The sequence below is a fragment of the Bacteroides graminisolvens genome (genome assembly GCF_963666085.1).
Taxonomy (GTDB): domain Bacteria; phylum Bacteroidota; class Bacteroidia; order Bacteroidales; family Bacteroidaceae; genus Bacteroides; species Bacteroides graminisolvens.
The window spans coordinates 3192410-3213576 of the sequence record NZ_OY762556.1; the positions used below are offsets into that span (position 1 = coordinate 3192410).

General features: G+C 40.2%; 17 protein-coding genes. 8 read left to right on the forward strand and 9 right to left on the reverse strand.

The window, feature by feature from the left end; genetic code table 11:
* Positions 1-21: 21 nt before the first annotated feature.
* Positions 22-1071: a ribonucleotide-diphosphate reductase subunit beta gene (locus ACKPCE_RS13470; RefSeq protein WP_319505564.1), complete on the forward strand. Its 1050-nt coding sequence runs from the start codon at positions 22-24 to the stop codon at positions 1069-1071.
* Positions 1072-1165: 94 nt separating this feature from the next.
* Here ACKPCE_RS13470 and ACKPCE_RS13475 read toward each other — a convergent pair whose 3' ends face one another.
* The 5 genes from ACKPCE_RS13475 to ACKPCE_RS13495 form a co-directional block, all read right to left on the reverse strand.
* Positions 1166-1771 carry a DUF3226 domain-containing protein gene (locus ACKPCE_RS13475; RefSeq protein ID WP_319505565.1) on the reverse strand — a complete coding sequence of 202 codons (606 nt, stop codon included), beginning with the start codon at positions 1769-1771 and terminating at the stop codon, positions 1166-1168.
* Positions 1768-2898 (reverse strand): AAA family ATPase, encoded by a 1131-nt coding sequence (locus ACKPCE_RS13480; protein WP_319505566.1) that lies wholly within the window; start codon positions 2896-2898, stop codon positions 1768-1770. Before ACKPCE_RS13480 ends, ACKPCE_RS13475 begins: the two co-directional genes overlap by 4 nt.
* A gap of 140 nt (positions 2899-3038) precedes the next feature.
* A complete protein-coding gene (locus ACKPCE_RS13485) occupies positions 3039-3479 on the reverse strand; it encodes an N-acetylmuramoyl-L-alanine amidase (RefSeq protein ID WP_319505978.1) in 441 nt (146 codons plus the stop codon).
* A gap of 5 nt (positions 3480-3484) precedes the next feature.
* Positions 3485-3757: a hypothetical protein gene (locus ACKPCE_RS13490; RefSeq protein ID WP_034782576.1), complete on the reverse strand. Its 273-nt coding sequence runs from the start codon at positions 3755-3757 to the stop codon at positions 3485-3487.
* A gap of 30 nt (positions 3758-3787) precedes the next feature.
* On the reverse strand, positions 3788-4315 hold the full coding sequence (locus ACKPCE_RS13495; RefSeq protein ID WP_276994295.1) for an HU family DNA-binding protein: 528 nt from the start codon (positions 4313-4315) through the stop codon (positions 3788-3790).
* Between the two features lie 198 nt (positions 4316-4513).
* On the opposite strand from ACKPCE_RS13495, the gene ACKPCE_RS13500 reads away from it, so the two are divergent.
* The 3 genes from ACKPCE_RS13500 (at position 4514) to ACKPCE_RS13510 (ending at position 6909) form a co-directional block, all read left to right on the forward strand.
* A complete protein-coding gene (locus ACKPCE_RS13500) occupies positions 4514-4750 on the forward strand; it encodes a DUF4248 domain-containing protein (protein ID WP_034782579.1) in 237 nt (78 codons plus the stop codon).
* Between the two features lie 147 nt (positions 4751-4897).
* Positions 4898-6235 carry an AAA family ATPase gene (locus ACKPCE_RS13505; RefSeq protein WP_319505567.1) on the forward strand — a complete coding sequence of 446 codons (1338 nt, stop codon included), beginning with the start codon at positions 4898-4900 and terminating at the stop codon, positions 6233-6235.
* Between the two features lie 5 nt (positions 6236-6240).
* Positions 6241-6909 carry an RloB family protein gene (locus ACKPCE_RS13510; RefSeq protein ID WP_276994283.1) on the forward strand — a complete coding sequence of 223 codons (669 nt, stop codon included), beginning with the start codon at positions 6241-6243 and terminating at the stop codon, positions 6907-6909.
* Between the two features lie 122 nt (positions 6910-7031).
* Here ACKPCE_RS13510 and ACKPCE_RS13515 read toward each other — a convergent pair whose 3' ends face one another.
* From ACKPCE_RS13515 to ACKPCE_RS13525, 3 genes are all read right to left on the reverse strand, one after another.
* The gene (locus ACKPCE_RS13515; RefSeq protein WP_319505568.1) at positions 7032-9626 is read right to left on the reverse strand and encodes a KAP family P-loop NTPase fold protein; all 2595 of its coding nucleotides are present in this window, start codon (positions 9624-9626) and stop codon (positions 7032-7034) included.
* Positions 9627-9934: 308 nt separating this feature from the next.
* Positions 9935-12172: a bifunctional DNA primase/helicase gene (locus ACKPCE_RS13520; protein WP_319505569.1), complete on the reverse strand. Its 2238-nt coding sequence runs from the start codon at positions 12170-12172 to the stop codon at positions 9935-9937.
* A complete protein-coding gene (locus ACKPCE_RS13525) occupies positions 12144-13508 on the reverse strand; it encodes a DUF7833 domain-containing protein (RefSeq protein WP_319505570.1) in 1365 nt (454 codons plus the stop codon). The genes ACKPCE_RS13520 and ACKPCE_RS13525 overlap by 29 nt, the downstream gene beginning before the upstream one ends.
* A gap of 130 nt (positions 13509-13638) precedes the next feature.
* Here ACKPCE_RS13525 and ACKPCE_RS13530 point away from each other — a divergent pair, with 130 nt between their 5' ends.
* From ACKPCE_RS13530 to ACKPCE_RS13545, 4 genes are all read left to right on the forward strand, one after another.
* A complete protein-coding gene (locus ACKPCE_RS13530; RefSeq protein ID WP_319505571.1) occupies positions 13639-14034 on the forward strand; it encodes a hypothetical protein in 396 nt (131 codons plus the stop codon).
* 143 nt (positions 14035-14177) lie between these two features.
* Positions 14178-17861, forward strand: coding sequence for an SIR2 family protein (locus ACKPCE_RS13535; protein ID WP_319505572.1), 3684 nt, complete (start codon positions 14178-14180; stop codon positions 17859-17861).
* A gap of 37 nt (positions 17862-17898) precedes the next feature.
* A complete protein-coding gene (locus ACKPCE_RS13540) occupies positions 17899-18054 on the forward strand; it encodes a hypothetical protein (RefSeq protein ID WP_319505573.1) in 156 nt (51 codons plus the stop codon).
* Between the two features lie 391 nt (positions 18055-18445).
* On the forward strand, positions 18446-19708 hold the full coding sequence (locus tag ACKPCE_RS13545) for an ATP-binding protein (protein ID WP_319505574.1): 1263 nt from the start codon (positions 18446-18448) through the stop codon (positions 19706-19708).
* Positions 19709-19727: 19 nt separating this feature from the next.
* Here the strand turns inward: ACKPCE_RS13545 and ACKPCE_RS13550 are convergent, their stop codons facing one another.
* Positions 19728-21074 carry an ATP-binding protein gene (locus tag ACKPCE_RS13550; protein ID WP_319505575.1) on the reverse strand — a complete coding sequence of 449 codons (1347 nt, stop codon included), beginning with the start codon at positions 21072-21074 and terminating at the stop codon, positions 19728-19730.
* Positions 21075-21167: the final 93 nt, after the last annotated feature.

The window sequence follows — 21167 nt, forward strand, 5'->3', positions numbered from 1 at the left end:
AACATAAAAATAACCACAATTATGGATATAAAGAAATTAAAGAAGAACGCCCTGTTCAACCCATCGGGCGATACCGAGGTACGCCTCCGAAGAATCATAGGCGGAAAAACCACCAACCTCAATGACTTTAACAACATGCGTTACAAGTGGGTAAGCGACTGGTACCGACAAGCCATGAATAACTTCTGGATACCGGAAGAGATAAACCTCACCCAAGACGCTAAAGACTACCCCAACCTGGCTCAGGCAGAGCGAGCTGCCTACGATAAAATCCTCAGCTTCCTCGTCTTTCTGGACTCCCTGCAAAGCAACAACCTGCCTGCCATCAGCGAGTACATTACGGCCAACGAGGTAAACCTCTGCCTGCACATTCAGGCGTTTCAGGAGTGTGTGCACAGTCAGAGTTACAGCTACATGCTCGACTCTATCTGTAGTCCGGAAGAGCGCAACGACATCTTATACCAATGGAAAACAGATGAGCATCTGCTGAAACGAAACACCTTTGTGGGCAACTGCTACAATGAGTTTCAGGAGAGTCAGGACGGCTTTACGCTGATGAAAACCCTCATTGCCAACTTCATACTTGAGGGCATCTACTTCTACAGTGGGTTTATGTTTTTCTACAACCTGAGCCGCAACGGAAAGATGTCGGGCTCGGCACAAGAGATCCGTTACATCAACCGCGATGAAAACACTCACCTGTGGCTGTTTCGCAACATCATTCTGGAACTTAAGAAAGAGGAGCCCGAACTGTTTACCCCCCAACGCATCAAGCTATACGAAGAGATGATGCGCGAAGGCGTAAGGCAGGAGATAGAATGGGGACAGTACGTTATTGGCGACGACATACAGGGGCTAAACCGCACCATGATAAACGACTACATTCATTACCTGGGCAACCTCCGCTGGAAGAGCCTCGGCTTTGGCGTGTTGTATGAGGAGCACCAGAAAGAGCCCGAAAGCATGCACTGGGTGGCGCAATACTCAAATGCCAACACCGTGAAGACCGATTTCTTCGAAGCCAAAAGCACCGCTTATGCCAAGAGCACCGCGCTGGAAGATGATTTGTAGCACCTAGCATTAACGACTAACAAAAAAAGCAGCGAAACCACCTTAATAGGTCAGTTTCGCTGCTTTTATTATATTGAATAGTATGTGGTAATGCTTACTTCAAATGTGAAGAAAGAAAGTCTTTCAAGGGTGTTAAGTAGTCAACTTCTAAATTCCACAAATCTGCTTGGTTAAAACGCCAATCGCCCTTTTTGAACATTTTTATATCATTCGGATCTGTTTGTGTACTAACATAAGCATACATTTTAGCTTTCTGGTTAGGAGATACATACTTAGGATTATTTCGGCCTCTTATGCAGCTCTCGTAGCCCTCAAAACATTCCAGCAAACCTTTGTGCTCTTCTGTTGCAAGATGCTCTAAAAGATGCTCAAATGTTCCGTTATCTTGGTTATTGGGGAAAAGAAACAATTCAAAGTCTACCTTTTCTTTCTCTTTGAGATTCAACAGTTTGAGGTTTCTCTTCTCAAATCCACCCTCTTTGGGAAAGTCAGCATCAAAAATCACTAAATTCTTTATGCCATTATCTGTATTTCTTTGCATCTGAACAGCAAACTGATCTAAGTTTGTATATCCACCTGTTCCAACGATTTCTATTTCTTTTGAATCACCAGCATAAATCAGTTCAGCTATGTGACGAACAAAATGCCCTTCATTTGTAGTTTCCTTATCACTCTCAATAAAGATGCAAACCTTACTCATCTGATATCCTCCCCTTTATTGATCAAAAACTCAAAATTATCGGCACTGTAACGATAGCCTTTTATTTCATTTGTTTGGGTTCTTTGCAAGTAATAACAAGCTACCTTGTCTTGCATTTCTTCTATTGGATAGTCATTGATCAATTCAGACAGGCTTCTAAGTGTATCCATACTGTGAGTCGTTGCAAACACTTGTACATTTAGTTTCGTTGAAAGATCATTTATGACCTTCCATAGTTGATACTGAACAGAGTAATGCAATCCATTCTCAAATTCGTCAATCAATAAAACTCCGTTTTCGCAATTCAACATGGCCAATATAATAGTCAGAATTCTATTGATACCATCACCCATTGCGCTAAGCCGATATCGTTTAGACTCATTCTTAAGGACTACAAACGGAACACGTTCATCCGATTGGCCGGGTGCCTTGTCGTCTTTCAAAAAATTGATGTTTTCAATTTGCGGTTCAATAATTTGGAGAGCCTTAATAATATACTTTTCATTCGGAGTTAGCGCTATCTTATCATACAATTTGGGGTTCTTATCTCCCATGATTTGATTCGTGCGCACGTATTCAAAAGCGTTCAATCCCTCAGCCGGATTTCTTTTGCGTTCCCCGTTAAACATATAAAACGTTTTACGTTCGTCATAGCTCAACAACAGTCCAATGTGTATATCGGGATTTTCAAACATCGCCTCATTATTATCTTCCAGCAATTTATACGGTCTTTCAAAACCTTGCGAATCTGTTTCTAGACTCTTGATATACCCGGCTAAGCGCATAGAAAATTTTGTTTTACGACCGGATAACTTCTCGTTTGCAGATATTTCAATGGGATGATTTAAAAAATCCGGCACATTCCATTGATGGTACAAAGAAAGAAATCGTTCCATCTCTTTTTCAGCCAATTTCTCAACCGAAGACGAAGAGCCAACACCTTCTCCCCGACTTGCCAACACAGCTTTTATTTGCTCCAAATCTCCGTTTGACGCAAATATAGATACGGCCTCAAGCAGAGCAGATTTACCCACGTTGTTTTTTCCAACAATCAAATTGATGTTGGCCAAATCATTCAATGTCAGGTGCTCAAAATTCTTGTACTTCTTGACTTCTAACGATTTCATTTTGCTTCCTCTTAGTTATAGATAACAAAAATAGTATTTTAATCTGATAGATTACTAAGTCGCCTTCAATTATCTAACAAAAAAAGCAGCGAAACCACCTTAACCGGCAAGTTTCGCTGCTTTTGTTATTAACTCAACTGTTACAGTTCATCGTTGACTGAATAACTAGGGCACTCCTTCAAACGCTCGTGCGGATCAATGCGACCGTTACCGTTCAGGTCCGGACTCAAGTCCCGATGACCACACACCACACTACCCGGATAATCACGCTGCAACTCGTGCAGCAGAGCCGTAAGCGACTCCTTCTGAGCAGCCGTGCGCGTGTCTTTGGCACAACCCTGGGCATCTAGTCCACCTTCGTAGCAAACACCAATGCTAGCCGTGTTATGCCCCCGGGCATGTGCTCCGGGAAGCTCTACCGCACGCGTGTTCACAATGCGACCGTCTTTGCGGATGTAAAAATGGTAACCCGCACCCTGAAAACCACGTGCCCGGTGAGCGGCATCCAGATCCTGTTCCGTAAAATCGCGATCCTCACGCGTGGCAGAGCAGTGCACCACAATCAGGTTGATGGCTCGCATACCCCCTACTGTCTGGATAAACATTCGCGAACGGTGCATTGCTCGCTCAGCGAACGAGCCAGTTGTTCCTTCAAACCAAACATCTCGGTGTGCATCTCCTTGACTCGTGCGCTCAGCTCGAAGTAATCTTTCAGCACCTTTTCGAGCTGGGTAACCAGGAACTCGTACTGACCGGTTATCAGGTCACTGAATTCCTTCACTTCCTTGGCGTTCTTCTTCTTGAAGAACGGCAGGAGTGCCAAAAGGCACTCCAGTAATTGTTCTACAATCTTCTTCATCATGGTTCATTGTTAACGTTAATACTCAGCTTATCCGTTTGGATCATCTTCATCACCGCCCGGATTGGTGGGATCCGTGGGATTCGTGGGATCTGTTGGCGTTGTGCCGCCTGTGTTGCCGGTACCCGCCACGCCGGAGTCGATCACAAAGTCGATGTTGTTATCACCGCTTCGGGTGGTAGCGGTAGAGCTGTTGGCCAACCGCAAACCGTTGTCGACCATGAAGCGAAGGTTCACCTTGGCGATGTTCTTCACCACGCAATCTTTCTCCGTCTCCACCCCGGGACATTTCAGGGTGATGTAAAACGTGCCCAGTCCGTCCACCTTCACGCGGTTGCCCTCCACGAGCACCTTCTTCATGCGTCGCACAAAGGCCTTCATCACGTGGGTTACGTCTTCTTGCGAGAGCGAACCGATGGTTTCGATGTCGCTGGCAATCATCTCGATGGTGTGAACCTTGGATGTGCCGGGCTTTTGTTTCAACACATAGATGTTTGGCGAGCTGGCATCGCCAATGCGTTTTTTGCGCTGATAGCGCACTACACTTACTGACATAATTTTTTGTTTTAAGATTAATACTACATCGGCGAAGGTAGTGCATGGAGCTGGTGCCGTATGAGATAGCATGAGTTAGCCTGATTTACCGTGTGTTATCTTCCGTTATCTTCGTTTACAGTGCCTTTTTGCATGGAAAAAGTGGGCAGCTAGTTTGTTTTCATAGAGTATTTTTTGTACATTTACAAGAAAATAAAGAAGATGATAACCACTACTGAAGAACCCGCATTTCTTATCCGCAGCTACGGCAAAGGCGAGCTGGCGGCTCTGTACCTGCCACACCTGCATCCGCGCAGTGCGCTGGCCTCGTTTAACGATTGGATCGGTCGGTTTCCCGGACTGGGCACCGCCCTGCAACAAGCGGGACTGGCTGCCAATGCCCGTCGATATACGCCCGCCCAGGTGAAGCTGATTGTTGGGGCGTTGGGGGAGCCGTGAAAGAGGAAGGGTGATGAAACAGAGCATTTAGAACGAAAAAATCTCTTAAATCACACGTTTTAATAAAATAAAAGGCATAAGTAGAACTAAATAAGAGATTTTTTCGTTTCATTTGCATAATAATTAAGAATCAAACCGCTTACAGTTATGCTAATCAGGTTTAACATCACCAATTTCCTATCATTCAATCAGGAAACCGAGTTCAATATGCTGGCAGCTACCTCGTTACGAACTCACAAAGATCATGTGTATTCCATCAAGAAGGATATTCATGTGCTTAAAGCATCTACCATATACGGAGCCAACGGTGCCGGAAAGTCAAACATGATTAAGGCTCTTGCATCACTAAAGAATTTTGTTCTCGCAGGCAAAGTCGCCTCAAGTGTATCAAAATATAAATTCAAATTCCAGGAAGAGAATCAGAAATTACCCATTCAGCTAGAAATTGAATTTTCAACCGCTGATGACAAAATATACACCTACGGCATTGCATTCGATGATGACATGGTGCTTGAAGAGTGGCTTTATCGTACAGGTATCGGTAACCCGAAAGCTGTTTTTGAGAGAGTGCACTCTGCCGAAACAGGACTTCCTTCTATAAAGCCCGATTCAAAGTTTGTGCAGACTTATAAAAACAAGATGCTGATCAGTTTGATGGAGGAAAATCTCTTAAAACCCAATGAATTGTTTATTTCGAAAAACGACTCCCTGAAATACGACGAAATAAATGACGTGCTCGAGTGGTTTAAGAATGATTTATTCGTCATATATCCTGAGTCCAAAAGTCCGGCATTGATTACAGCTTTGAGTCTAAACGAAGATTTTAGAGTTTTCTCCAACGAACTCTTCCATTCTTTCGATTTGGGCATTCAGTCACTCGATCTAAAAAGTTGGGATTTGGATGAACTCTTCAATCAATATTCAATGGATCGCCAACAGATTGAACACATTAAAAAAATATTAGACATTGACGAGCAAGCAAATGGAATGCTAGAAGAAACTATGTTTGGTGCTTTCAAAGAAGGGAACAAGTACGTTGCCAAGACGCTTGTAAGCAAGCATACCGTAGGTAACAGTAATTACATTTTTGGCATGGAAAATGAATCGGACGGCACACAAAGGTTGACTTTTTTCTTACCTATGATTTACGGCTTGCTGGAAACTAAAAGTACGTTTGTGATTGACGAATTGGACCGCAGTCTTCACCCTTCTATTTTGCATAAGCTCATTCATAAAATTATGGATAACAGCAACATAAAAGGGCAGCTTATCTTCACCACGCATGAATCGAGTTTGCTTAACTGTAACATTTTCCGTGCCGATGAAATCTGGTTTGCACAGAAGAACAAAGAAGAACAAAGCACCCAGCTCTATACGCTTCACGAGTTTAAACCCCGTGCCGATCTTGACATTGAAAAGGGTTACCTGAACGGTCGCTTCGGTGCCATACCGTTTTTGGCGAAGTTAGACGACTTAAATTGGTAAGCATTATGGGGTTTAAAGTAAGAGGATACAAGAAAGAAACGGGAGCAAAGACAAGAGACTACAGTTTGTTTGTTATTGCCTGCGAAGGAACCGAAAGAGAACCTGAATATTTTCGCCCATTCGATGGCATTGATCGCATCAAGGTTGATATTGTTGAACACACTATCGGTCATCGCGATTCAGCCCCCAAACAAGTGCTGGAACGTGCCAAGCAATATATTGAGAAAGTAGGGTTTTCCGAAGCAGATGGCGATACCCTTTGGTTTGTTGTTGATGTTGACAAGTGGCCCAGAGAGCAATTGGAAGAGTTGGCTTCTTTTGCAAATAGCAGCAAGAACTGCCACATCACTATCAGCAATCCTTGCTTTGAAGTATGGTTGCTTTATCACAAGCTGGCCAATCTGGACTCTACAGGCTGCTCCACCCCAACCCAAACCAAGCAATCTTTGCATAAACTGGAGAAAGGCGGTTATTATTATCTGAACTACTTGCCACTTATTGAAACAGCTATTAAAAACGCCAAACTGCATGATTCTTGTCCGGATCACCACTATCCGAAAGCAAAAGAAAGCAAGGTTTACTTATTGGCAGATGCTCTTTTAGCTAAGATAGGTAAACCTCGTTTTGATAAGTTTGTGGCGGAGATAACGGATAAGAAGTTGAAGAGGAGATGAATAAATATTTTCTTCCTTGATAATTAAGAGTATGTGATGTTTTAACTGCTCCCCGTTTGCCTGGCTAATGATTGGATAAGCAAACAGGGAGGAGTTTTTATGTGGTTGGTGAAATAATTAATTTACTCGACCCCAATGAATTCATAAGGTACACTTTTTCCAAAATCAAACTCAATATAGCTGTATTTATTATTTTTCAGTTTAACAAAGAAGTCTGTAAATAATTGGATATCCTTTACTTTACTTTCGTCTAAAAATCTTAAGTAGGCTTCAAATTTATCCCAACCCCCAAATCCCCGTTTCACCAAAGATGAAATACTATATTTTTTCTTACTAGTAGGGTCGATATTATCCATTACAAAAATCATTCTCATAAAATTTGCAGGGTCTTTCTCTGCGCATGCCACAAATAACCTATCAGCTTCCTCTATTGGACTAAATAGTCGTGACTTTGGATTGGCACCCATACTTTGCCAGCGTTCATAGTAACAGTTATTATACAACCAAAATATTTTTTTATCAACCTTCGTACATTCATCATGATATCTCTTAAAATATTGAATATTTTGCTTGAGCAATTCTTTTTCCAACAAAGGAAAATCAGATATTTCATCTTTCGATATATTATTTAAAATACGATTAATAAAATAAGAAGCAAATAAATAAGGGTACTTTTGTTCATTAAATAAAGTCCTTAAAAACTCCACAAAATCTTTACGTTTATAGTAGTTTGAATAAGTTGACTTGGTTAACTTATTCAACAAATAGATACTGTCATTATTTGAAAAATAACTCTCTCTATCAATTTGTAACGAACCATAATAAAAAATTGCGCGAATGATTTTCTCATAATCTTCGACACCATTATAAAAATCGATTCTGTATAATAAATCATGGAGCCCATTCTTGCCTTCATCAAACCATATTTCAATTTGCGCCTGAAATTCTTTGTCTGACTTCGTTCGATATTCAGAAAATTCAACTATTGATATATCAGAGTTTAATAATTGATAATGAAAATAACGATCTACACCAATAGGATTACAAATAGATTCAAGTTTAATCGTCTTATTTTTCTCCTTTCGAAAAATGAAAGAAGCATATAATATAGCATCGCGTATTTTAGTTTCCACTAAACCCACTTCAATAAAATGTTTCTCAAGATAGACCTCGAGTTCTGTTTTGTTAGAAGACTCATTTTTTTCTAATTCTAATTGATTGTTAAGGGTATGGAAATATTTATTTTTATTTTTAGCAAGCAACGTATATACCCCAGGATACTTTATTTTTAAGAGTTCTAAATTTAGCAAATCAGATAAGACGATCTCACCTTTAAGTAAGTCATAAGAGATTAGAAATGAATTAACTAATCTATTTATATCGCGAATGGTTTCAATGCCGGCAAAATAGAATAATTTAGAATCTAACAATGCACGATTTAATTCTACTTTATCTCTTTCATAGCCTTCGTAGTTATGATGCTTACAACTTGTGAAATAATCAAAATAAGCATTTAGTTTATTCTGTAATATTTCAACTAGAAGATATCTTTCAAATTGCGGCAAAGGAAGCTCCAATTGAAATATTTTTTCCAGATACGCATGCGGATGGTACTCATTTACTTTTTTAAGCGCAGCTACTAAGTAGTTTCTATCATAAGCTACAATAAAAATAGTATTTAAAAAATTCGCACTGTTTCTTATCAAACTAAGAACTTCCAGTATTTCTGAATCATAAAGCCTATCGAGATCGTCAATAAAGACTATAATTTGTAGCCTCGTGCGTTTGATAGCTTTGTTTATTTCCTCAAATCGCTCTCGCAAAGTCGGAGTACCATCTAAACTCAAACAAGCATTTAGTAGATTAGCATACTTACCGGCTGAGCTGTCAATCAACGTCTTGGCGTACTTCAATATATCATTGGATAAGCTACTATCGTAAGCCTTCAATGCAGAGCTCATTTCATCGAAGAAAGAGAGTGTAGCTGATTTCCTATCACTATTAAGCCAAGGATTATAATGAATAATGACTCTTTTGTTTTTATCAAGGTGCCTCTCTATCAAATTAAGAAATGAAGTTTTTCCGTTTCCCCATTCGGATGTCACACCAATTGCAAATGAAACATCTATGTTTGCTGTATTTTGGATTCTTTCGCAGACCTGTCTAACTAGATTTTCTCTATTAAGCAAATCTGGATCGGACTTAGATAAAGGCGAATCGAAGCAAAAACCTTTTTGGGCAACTTGTAGGGGGCTCTCTTTCTCTAGTGGTAAGCTTTTCTTTTTAATGAAGTATGACAGAGACAAAACCGGTATAAAATCAATATACTTACATGTATCACACAAATAGAATGGAGTATAAATCCAAGCATCTGAATGAAAACGATAATAAGACCATATCAATATTATAACGAACACAAAGAGATCAGTAATTCTTTTATAAAAAAGAGATAGCGGATGATTATCAATAACTTTTCTAATGTATATAATAGCCAAAACAGTTAATGCAACAAATATCACATCATTCAAAAAAGACGTTTCCAAGTAGCTTAAAAAAGGTTTTACGAGCACTACCGTGAATAGATTCTCAAAAAAAGCATGAAAAAGAATGTAAACAACCGCCAGAGCAGGTATATATTTATGCTGACCAAAGAAAGTCTTTATTTGCTTAAAGAGCCCTACGTTATTTTTATCAGCGTTATTCAATGATTCACCCATCAATTTAGATTTTCAAGTTAGATATAAAATTACGAATCCCTACAAAAGTAGGAAAAATAGTTGAACTGAAAACAATGTTTATTCATTTCCTCGTAGAAAATTATTCAAAGCTTCGGATCCTCCTTTTTTGCAAATTTTCGATTGAAAACTAAATTTGCAAGGTTAATGCGATATTATTTTGTGAATTAGGTGATTAAGCAGCACTCATTATAGTCAGCATCAGTATAGATCAACTTCGATTTTCAAGTTAGATATAACATTACGGATCCCTACAAAAGTAGGAAAAATAGTTGAACTGAAAACAAAATTCATTCATTTCCTTCCCAAAATAATTCTTGATCTTCCTCTTTGGGCAACCAACAATCGGTGTTAAACTTTACGTTAGTGATGCGCATCTCTGGGCTGCCGGCCGTGGGCTCTTCATCGCACAGGCTGTAGCGACCGTTGGTTGGGTTGAACACCAGCGGCACCATGCCGGGCTGACCGAGGTTGCGGAACTTCACCTTCTCCACGTAGATGTGCACCACATCGGGCATGCGCTCCACCACCAAGCCGAAATCGCACTTGTTGAAGAAGGCGGCCGAGCCGTTGATGTCGTACAGCGTGGGGCGATCGGGGCTGCCCGTGCGGGCATCGCGGTTCATCTTGCGGGGGTGCGCCACCAGAATGACGAGGCAGTCGTTGAGCACGGCAAAGTTGGTGAGCTTGTCAAGAAAGTTGTCGATGTATTGCGTTTCGCTCATGCCGGGCGGAATCTGGTGCTCCATGCGGTTGTAGGGGTCGATCACGAGGATGCGGATGCCTTTGCGACGCACCAGCTGACGGGCTTTCTCGAGTACCGTATCGACACAGAAATCGGCTTTGGGAATGATGTGACACACGTTGTTGCCCATGAAGTTCTGCACCCTGCGATACAGCTCGGGACCGGTGCATTGGGGCGAGAAGCGCTTGCCGCTCACCTTCTCGAACAGCTTGCGGAGGTGGTACACCAGCGGCACGTTTTCGGGACTGAAGTAACCAATTTTCCAACTGTGATGCAGGCAGAGTCGAAGCACCATTTCATCAACAAACTCGGATTTCCCTTGTCCCGGAACACCCGTCACCACACAAAGGCGCTTGGTTTCGAAGGTGATGAACTTGTCGAGTGCCGTGAGTCCGGTAGGCGCACCCTGCTCAAATCCGTTGTTAAAAAATGCCAGCAGCTCATCACTCACATCGTGGGCGGTGTACACATCTTCGAGAGGCACCTCGGGGGCATCCTCCAAAGCCTGTGCCAGCGAATCGGCACCAAACTTCAGCAGGTGCTCGTTGGCATCCTTGCAGCCCTCGCCAAAGTTGACAATGCGGCACCGTTCCAACCCCAACCGACGCAAAAGTTCCTGTTGCAGTTGTCGGCCTTTTTCATCGGCATCCACAGCCAGGAAAATCACCTCCTTGTCTTCAAAATGCGTCTCCACAAAACGATCCAGCCACGTAAGGTTGCTGCCGGCACCGTTGGGCACGCTCACCACATCCGTGCGGCCGATGGCGAGGAACGAAAGCAGGTCGATTTCGCCTTCGGTGATGATGCACTGCGGGGTGCCCGCAATGCCGTCGATGTTGTACGGAATGAGTTCGGCACCGGTGATCATTTTGAAATTCTTGCACCCGTCGCGATATTTGGTGTTAATCAGCTCGTTTTCTTCAAAATAATTGAAACAGATGCAGTTCTCTTTCTTGCCCGTTTGCGGCATGAGTTCCTGTGAGCTGCTGATTTTCATGTAAGCCACCGCCTGGGCAGGAATGCCCCGATCGTGCATCAGCCAGTGAAGGGCGGCATCTCTTGCTGCATCGGGGTTAGCGGGTGTTTCCGCCCCATTGGGAGGCGCGGCATCGGTAGCCTGAGTCACCGCAAAAGGCGGGGTAAACGGGGCGTTCACTGGGGCTTTGTCGGTTGCATGACTGGAAACGTTGATGTGGCCGGAATCACCGTTAAACGGAGCTTTCGGGGCGACTTCATCCGTAGCCTTGGCAGCCACGAGCAGCGTTCCGGGAATGGGCCTGCAGGTAAACGTGGGTTGCTTCTTCGGCACCCTATTGGCAGGGGGCGGCACTTGCCCACTCCACGGGCTCTTAGGCACACGGTTTGCACCGCTGTTGTAACCGTAGGTGTTGTTAATTTTGAAACGATTACTGAAATCTTCCGCCTTGCCACTGGCGTCACAATAGTGGCAATGATACAGCCCTGTACCGAGATTTACACTGAGCGATTTGTCGCGTTTATTCGTCCGCCTGTCATGGCAAAACGGACATTTTACTTTCATTTTTCCGCTTGTGCGGCCATTTACATCAATTCCGAGTTTACTAAAGTCAAACATAATTACTGTATTAAAATTTAAATTCACAAAGGTTTGAGCGATGTTTTCGCCCATGCTGCCCATTGCCCCGAGCACTTTGAAATCTGCCCCGAGCAATGGAAGCAATTGCACCGAGCAATTGGGTGGATTGCCCCGAGCAATTTGTTGTCGTGCAGGCAAGCTAATATTCCCAGCAGAGCTTCCTTTCATCCCACACCGAAGTCACGGCCGGACGAGGCGGTGCTCCCTCGGGAATGGGCAATCCGCAGTACGTTCGCTGTCCGTCGACCAGCTGCTCGAAGCGGTAAACATCCGTGGCAGCAGCCTTTTCAATCACCTCTCGCAAGTGCTTGTTCGTGATGCTGCCCTGACGAATGTAGTTGCTGAAGTACGACTTCACATCGCGCAGCGAACAGATCGTAACCTCCGTTCCCTGCCTGAGTACGTGCTCCCTGAATGTCTTGGAAATAACTTCCAGATACGGCAGGAAAGCACCTCCCAACCCCGAATGCATCGCCTGAAGTTCCAACCACGAACGCTCCCCTAGCGCTTCGTTCAGCCAACCCTCCCAAGAAGAAGATTTGCTGCCGCTGCTGCTGCTTTCTTTTTCAGAAGCGGTAGCTTCTTTTTCTTTTCTCTTAATTTCTTCTATCCTTTTCTCTTCTATTCTCTTCTCTTCTAGAGATGCCTTTGCAACACGCTCATTATCAACTAGTTGCAAAGGCGTATTTTCGACGTTTTTTGCACTGTTTTTTTCGTTTGTTTCTGTTTTTTGTGCAGCAGAAAATGACGAATTTGTGTTGCTGTTAACGGGTTTTTCGGGCATCGTTTTTTGGGTTGGCGGAACTGTTTTTTCAGTTGGCGAAACCGATTCGTGGGTTGTTGGCTGAACTGTTTCGTTAGTTGGCGGAAGAGCCGTTTCTTGAGTTTGAGGAACAGCCTCGCAGATTGGTGCAACAGTTTCACGGGTTTGAGGAACGGCTTCATAAGTCGGTGCAACAATTTGTTGAGTTGGCGAAACAGTTTCGCAGGTTGGTTGCAAAATAATTTCCCCGCTTGGCGAAACAGCCTCGCCGGTTTCCGAAAAGCAGTCAGCCTCACCCACCGGTTTTGCAACAACAGGGCGAACAGGTTTGGCTACCGCACGTGTTTTCCGGCTTGCTGTTGGCGGGGTACCATTGCCCGCTTGTTGGGCAGCCAATTTGAGGGCTTCTTTCTCCGCTTTGGCATCACGTGCCTTTCTCTTATTTTCCAACGGCTTCATTCGTTGTTGCAAGCCCTGAGAGGTGAAGCGTCCGTCGTTCGTCAGCACAAATAAGCCGTAATTACAAACTATTTCTTCCACCCATTGAGTGAATTTGCCCAATTGTTTGGCCAAAGATGGTAACAAAGACAAGGGCATGCAGTAATCGCTTTGCTCGCGAAGATATTCCAACAGCACCCAGTAGGCTCCGTAACCCTCCAAACCTTTGTCGGCAGTAAGGGAAAGCATCTTGGCATTGTTGCGCGCGCAGCAGTCGTGAAGGAAATATTGACTATTTTTCATGTTTAAAGGATTTAATTATTTTCATTGGCGCAAAGAAAAGAAGTTATTTTCATATAGGTGCCGGACAAAAGTCCTGCACCTATCATTTTTTTAAAAATTATTTTTGCAGCAAACAACCAATTATAGAATAATGACTAACAGAAAAAAGAACAAGAAACAAGATTTCGAGACTAGGCTTTATAGTAATACGGTAAATGTAGCATTGTACCTAATAAATAGGCTTTCAAAACACGCTTCACTCTCCATGCGCGAGATAGAACTAAGGTGCGGAACTAGTAGCAAATCAATACGCAAAACCCAGAAAGGAGTATCTCCCAACCTCAAAACTATTCATAAAAATATAAATTGCTGCCTCAGTGAAATGAATTACGACTTCATTTTACACAAATTGGCACGCATTATTTCAAAAGTAATCAGCGAGGATAAAAATCTCGTTTTCATGGTGGTAGATGATGATGAGCTGGAAAAATATCCGGAGTCGCAAATCATTTTGAAAAAGAAGAGGAAAAGGAGGAGGAGAAGTTAAGCTGAAAGAATAAATGCATAACGGTCATTCATATATAAGATAAAAAAAATAGAAATTTAGGGGAGGTAAATCCATTTGATTTATTTATATTTGTATCTTATAAGTTCACTTAAAAGAGTAGTAACAAGACAAAAAACATGAGCATGGAAAAGGTGACGGATATTGAAATTTACCTGAATGATATCGCTGAAAAATTATATAACGGACATGCCAGCTTAATGGTTGGTGCCGGCTTCAGCATGAATGCACAATGTGATGGAATAAGTTCAAAGAAGTTTCCTTCATGGAGTGACTTAGGAGATTGTTTCTATAAAAAGGTTCATGGTTCGGCTCCAAGTGAAGATAAAAAATGCTATTTAGATGTTTTAAAATTGGCTGAAGAGGTTGAAGTTACAGTAGGAAGAGCTGCACTAAACAAACTTTTGCAAGATGAGATTCCCGATTTAGAATACCAACCTTCCGAACTACATAGAATGTTATTACAATTGCCTTGGACAGATGTTTTCACGACGAATTACGATACGCTGCTAGAGCGAACTGCAGAAAAAATATTAGAACAACGTTATGAAACTGTTATAAACAAAGAAGATTTGGTTTGGTCAACTAAGCCTCGAATCATCAAGTTGCACGGCAGTTTCCCTTCAGATAGACCATTTATTATTACAGAAGAAGATTACCGTAAGTATCCCCGCGATTTTGCCCCGTTTGTAAACACCGTGCAACAATCATTACTTGAAAACACACTCTGTTTAATTGGTTTCTCGGGTAACGATCCCAATTTTCAAAAATGGATTGGGTGGATACGTGACAATTTAGGCAAAGATAATTCACCAAAAATATATTTAATAGGGGTACTGTCTCTTTCAGAGGGAGAGAGAAAATTATTGGAATGTAGAAACGTTATACCCGTTGATCTAACTCGTTACTCTACTATGCATAGCGACGCACTGAGATTATTCATTGAAAAACTCAAAGCTAAGGGGGCTAAAACTGATAATAACTTCAATTACCCCAAAAACGAGAACAGAATTAGTTTGACTAATAAAGAAGATCTACCTAACCAATTCAAAAAAATAATTAACATATGGAAACAAACAAGAGAAGAATATCCTAATTGGCTTATACTACCCAAAGAAAGCCGTGACAAGCTATATGAGTTAACTCGCATATACTACATTAATAAAATCAATAATCTTGAACCTGAATTAGCACTCACATTCTTATATGAATTCAATTGGAGAATAGAGAAATGCTTATTCCCTATTTTAAATGAATGGATTCAGTACTACGAAACTGCCGTTTCAAAATACAATCCATTTCCGAACATATTTCAAATTGAAAATGCTAATACTCCACAAGAGAATGATGGCATTAATTGGGAATCAATCAAATCATATTGGATTGAGCTACAACTTTCTATGTTGCGATATTATCGGGAAGAAAATATTAATGATAAATGGAATGAATTGGCTGCAAAAATAGATTCTATAAAAAAGAAACTATCTGCAGAATTACTTGCTAGATACTGTTATGAGCGCTGTTTATATTTCATGTTCGTACTAGACATATCCTCAGTACGCAAGGAACTGAATAACTGGCCTACGAACACAGCACTTCCATATTGGGAAGCTAAAAGGGCCGGTTTAATGGCAGAGCTAGGAAATACAAAAGAGGCCGAAAAGATACTAGAAACATCTTTAAATGAAGTAAGGAATAGATTAACGCTAAAGCCCATCAATAATGACTATCTTTTAATTTCACAAGAATCATATATTCTGCAATTATTGCAATACGTAAAAAGAGCACTATACCTTTTCCATAACTCTGAAAAGTTAGAAGAAACAAAAGAATATTCCAAACGTTGGAATACACTAGCCCAATATAAATGCGACCCTTGGGGCGAACTAAAAACATTTGAATACCTGTTAAACACTAACTCCGAAAATAAAAATGAATATGACACAAAATATAATTTTGAGATTGGTAGTAAAAGTCGGACGTTTTATCTAAACAATAGCCCCACTTATACAATGGATGCATACTCTTTTCTCAGATATATAGAAGAAACAGGTATTCCTCTCAAAATGCCTAATATTACATTTGGAGATAAATCTGCAAAAAGAGCTATAATATGCATTTCAGACTATTCACCTAATTGGGCTTTTATTTCGTTTATTAGATCAGGAAATAAAGAGACTATAAAAGATATTTGGAATAGACGTTCCTTGGCATTTTACAGCCAAAAAAGGTGTGATGAATTAGTGCACTTTTATTTAAAAGCTCTAAGAGAGACAGAAATGGAAAGACAAAAAGGTGATATCTACTATCGTGAAAACTTTGCCATTTTATTATCGACTGTTTTTCCTGAAGCATTATCCAGACTTTGCGTAAAGTGCAGTTTTGAAGTCAGAAAGGAATTGCTGTTATTTATTAGAGAACTTTATGTATCATATAGCACATCGAAATCAACATATACTGGCATTAACAAATTAGTTCAAAAAATTACAACATCTTTTAGCACTGAAGAACAATATAATTTAATTCCTGACCTATTAGAGTTTCCCATTATTTTAGAACCTGACGAAACAGATTCTTTTATTGACCCGCTTCGCTTGCTCAACATAGACAAAATCTCCCAAAACAATAACAAGAATATTGATGTAAATAAAAGAATAGAAAAACTGCTTTCTTATTTAACAAATAACGCCACAACAAAAGAAATAGCCATAACCTCTTTAGATGTTCTTCGCAGATTAAATTTACTAACAAATGCACAGGAACAAGAATTTGGAACAGCGTTATGGAGTTCGGTAGGTAATGATGGTTTTCCGATAAATACGAATTTCGACAAATTTCATTTTTTAAAGCTGCCTCACCCTCAACATATTAATCCTCAAGAGCTATTACGGAATTATATTGAAATATCCGAGTTGCCAATTCAGGCCAATGATAAGACATATGAAATAAGTGACACAGGAGGTAGTAGATTGCCTTTATTTCAAGACATCATAGGTACTACATATAAAAAGACTGAATATATTTGGCAAGCCGAAGACATTAACAATCTTGCTAAAAAAATTATTGATTGGTGGAATGCTGATAAAGAATATCTAAAAGACACAAGAGATAGATTCATGGGAAGCTATTCCGAAAAATTCAAAGCAAGATTTAAAAATATGATTAACGTATTCTCTCAACTCTTCGTGAAACACACATCACTTATTAATCCTTTAAATAAAAAAGCCATTCAAACTTTGCTTGATGAACTAAGTGAATACAACATGGAAGACCTGGAAGCAAAATCATCCTTTATTAGGATCTTTCCCGAATCCAAAAGGTCTTTATATAAAGAAATAAACAAAAAACTATATTCAAAAAATGAAGATGAAATCTTCGATGCTCTTAATGCCGTATTAGTACTTGTTGAGCAAAGATACGAAGACACCAGTATTTTGATAAACAGTATCATTGAAAACATAAAAAATCGGAAGGAACCGGGTCTAGACAAATACATTGAAACTTTAAATGAATTATTGTCTACTAACAAATCGTTGTTTACAGAAGAAGTTTTATCTGAGTTACAGATTGGATTCGAATACTTATACGATGAGATATCCATTCAAAAAGGAGATTCTGAAGAAGACGTTCATCTCAAACTTCTAAAAAAAAGCAGAGCCTCCAGATTTCTAGTTACGCTGAAGAAATACTATATAGAAGAACTAGAAATAGAGCTGCCAACTTACATCAGCCAATGGGAAGAACTATGCTTAAACGTTGATGAATTCTGTGAAATTAGAAATATATGGTTGAACGGAAATGCGAATTAAAATCATAGATATATGTTCAAGGTCGCTATTTGCGACCTTGAACGAAAGGATAAAAGAAGAAGACGGACTGATTGGAAACAATTATTTTGATCAGATAATGCAAGAGATTATGGATGAGTTTTACGTAATGCTTAACTATTACGGAAATGACAGCGACCATGATAAAAGCCCGTCAACATCTACAATAATGTAGCTACGTACAGTTTAAACTGTTAGAATGCCACAAAAAAAAAGTAAGTTTGTGGCAAATCAATGAAAAATAGGATCAAGATAATTCTATCTGAATGAAAATAGTTATCAACACAATTGCTGTAATTGTTCTTAGCGTGCAGTTCTTTTCCTTTGCATTTATGCTTTAAATCAGAAGAAACCGGAAAGTACCTTAGATTGCTTTTTGATTATTATATCATGCGCAACATACTAAAGTCCTTTTCCATAGGGTAAAACTACTCTTTAAGACATATCAGCTTTAGAATAAAAAGACTTTTATTCTGCTTACAAAACAAAAAATTCCTATTTTTGTTTTGCATATAAAATAAAAGCATGCTATATTTGTGCTATTGACAGAATAAAAACAGGAAGATATGGATAAAAATATTCTGAAAACGGTTATCGCTGACAATCAGCTGGAAGTCCCAAAATATAAGGTAATCTCACGGGATTTCACTTTTGAGGAGTTTGGGAACTACGTCTTTGTTGGTATCCGGCGAGCAGGAAAATCGTATCTCTTATACCAACGGATGCAACAGCTACTTGCACAAGGCGTACAGTGGGATGAAATGCTTTATATCAATTTTGAAGACGAACGCCTTACTGGAATGAAAGCGGAGGTTTTGAATCTGCTATTAGAAGTTCATTTAGAAATGTACGGCAAGAGACCTATCCTGTTTTTGGATGAGGTGCAAAACGTTCCCGGATGGGAAAAATTTGCCCGTCGTATGGCTGATACTAAACATCGAGTTTATATCACGGGAAGCAATGCTAAAATGTTAAGCCAGGATATACAAACAACTTTGGGAGGGCGTTATATTCCTATTGATGTTTATCCGTATTCTTTCAAAGAGTTTTTGACGGCAAACAATGTTCCGGCAACGGCTAAGCATCTCCTATCTACGGAAGGCAAAGCCGAAATATTACGAAAGTTCAACGATTATTTCTACTTTGGTGGATTCCCGGAAGGAGCAGAATTTGCCGCAAAACGGGATTACCTGACTAGTGTTTATCAGAAAATCTATCTGGGAGATATTGCGGCTCGTCATACGGTAGATAACACCTTTGCTTTGCGCATTATGTTCAAGAAACTGGCGGAAAGCGTAAAACAACCATTGTCGTTTACCCGTATAGCGAATATCGTATCTTCGACCGGAGCAAAGGTAGGAACGCAGACCGTTATTAATTATATGGAATACGCCAAAGATGCCTGGCTTATCAACCCTGTGCAAAATATAGCGGGAAAATTGGTCGATAAGGAAACTTCACCAAAGTACTATTTCACAGATAACGGCATTCTGAACCTCTTTTTATTGGACGGAAACACTTCTTTGTTGGAGAACATGGTAGCTGTAAACCTACTTCGTAAATATGGACGAAATGATGCTGTTTATTTCTATAATCAAAGTATTGAAGTTGACTTCTACATTCCCGATGATTACACAGCCATTCAGGTATGTTATAATCTCGACAATAACGATGGAACGTTTGACAGGGAAGTAAAAGCCTTACTGAAAATTACCGAAGTATTGGAATGCAAGAAACTGCTGATTATTACTCGTGATACAGAGCGCGTGCTAAAAATAAACGGTAAAACAATTGAGGTCATTCCGGTATGGAAATGGCTGTTATGCTAATTATATTGTGACATTTAGTCTACAAAAACAAAGTCATATACACAGGGATATAATTGACTCCATTTTCTCGTTTCAAGTCCTTGGTATATATAAGGAATTTGTTTTGAATTCTATCCGAGAACTTGTCACAAAAGGCATCCAATGATGAGTGAGTTTTGTATCCGGATGATTTCACTTCAATGGGTGACACCTTGTTTGATTCAGAAATCAGGAAATCTATCTCATAATACTTTTTCCCTTCAGCTATTGGAATAGTATGATAATATAGTTGTTTGCCTGTAGCCCGAAGCATTTGAGCCACAACATTCTCATATACATAGCCTAAATTTGCTTTGAGTTTATCATTCAGTAATTTATTGTATATGATGTTTTCCGTAAAATCTTTATCTTTAAATGCAAGTGTTATAAAAAGGCCTGTATCGCCTGCGTAAATTTTATATTTCTCGTTATCTTTTGTAAGCGCCAAGCCCACATTAGGATCTGTGGAGTGATAAGCAATGTTAGTTGTCATAGAATCTTCTAGCGCCTGCACAAGGCTGATCACTCTATCTTGTCTCTCACCCGGTATAGCAGCAGAGACTTTATATCGGGACGCATTTTTGCTAAGTTGTGCAGGTATGGCATCAAACATTGCAGTTGCCCGCCCTGAAGCATCTATTTTTCTGAAATCTTCCTCGTACAGAGAAATAATATCACGCTTAACCTGATCTACAGCACTCAAATTATTCGTTTTTATATATTCTGCAACAGCCTGTGGCATTCCACCAACAAGCATATACAAACGAAAATCACGCATCATTCTGCGGTGAACGGCATCGCCCAAAGATATTTTCTTTTCAAATGCTGTGCGAAGTAATGGTATGGTTGCGGTATCGCCTATGGCCCATTTGAACTCTTCATAATCCATAGGAAACATATCAACCTTTGTCTCCTCACTTGGAATCACTATATCTACAGTGCTTTTATATACTGAGATTAGTGAACCGGTTTCAATATAATCGTATCGGTGGTCTTTTACCAAATGTTTAATTGCCTGTCGAGCCAAAGGTGCTTTCTGAACTTCATCAAAGATAATCACAGACTGGCGTTCTATCAGTTGCACCCGATAAATAAGTTGTAGTCTCAGAAAAATATAATCAAGATCGGACACATCTTTAAAAAGATCATGAACCTCGACCGGAGCAATAGAAAAATCAATAAGCATGAAGGATGTATACTCGTTACGGGCAAATTCCTCTGCCAATGTAGACTTACCAATGCGTCTGGCTCCTTGTATAAGTAACGCTGTTGCACCATCACGCTCCTTTTTCCACTGAAGCATGCGTTCATACATTTTTCGTTTAAAATAGATCATATTATCCTCCATTACTTTTGTTTCGTAGCGCAATATTAAGCATTTCCTTTGGTCCCACCAAATTTAAATAGCACCTTTTGTCAATTTCCACCAATTTCAAATAGC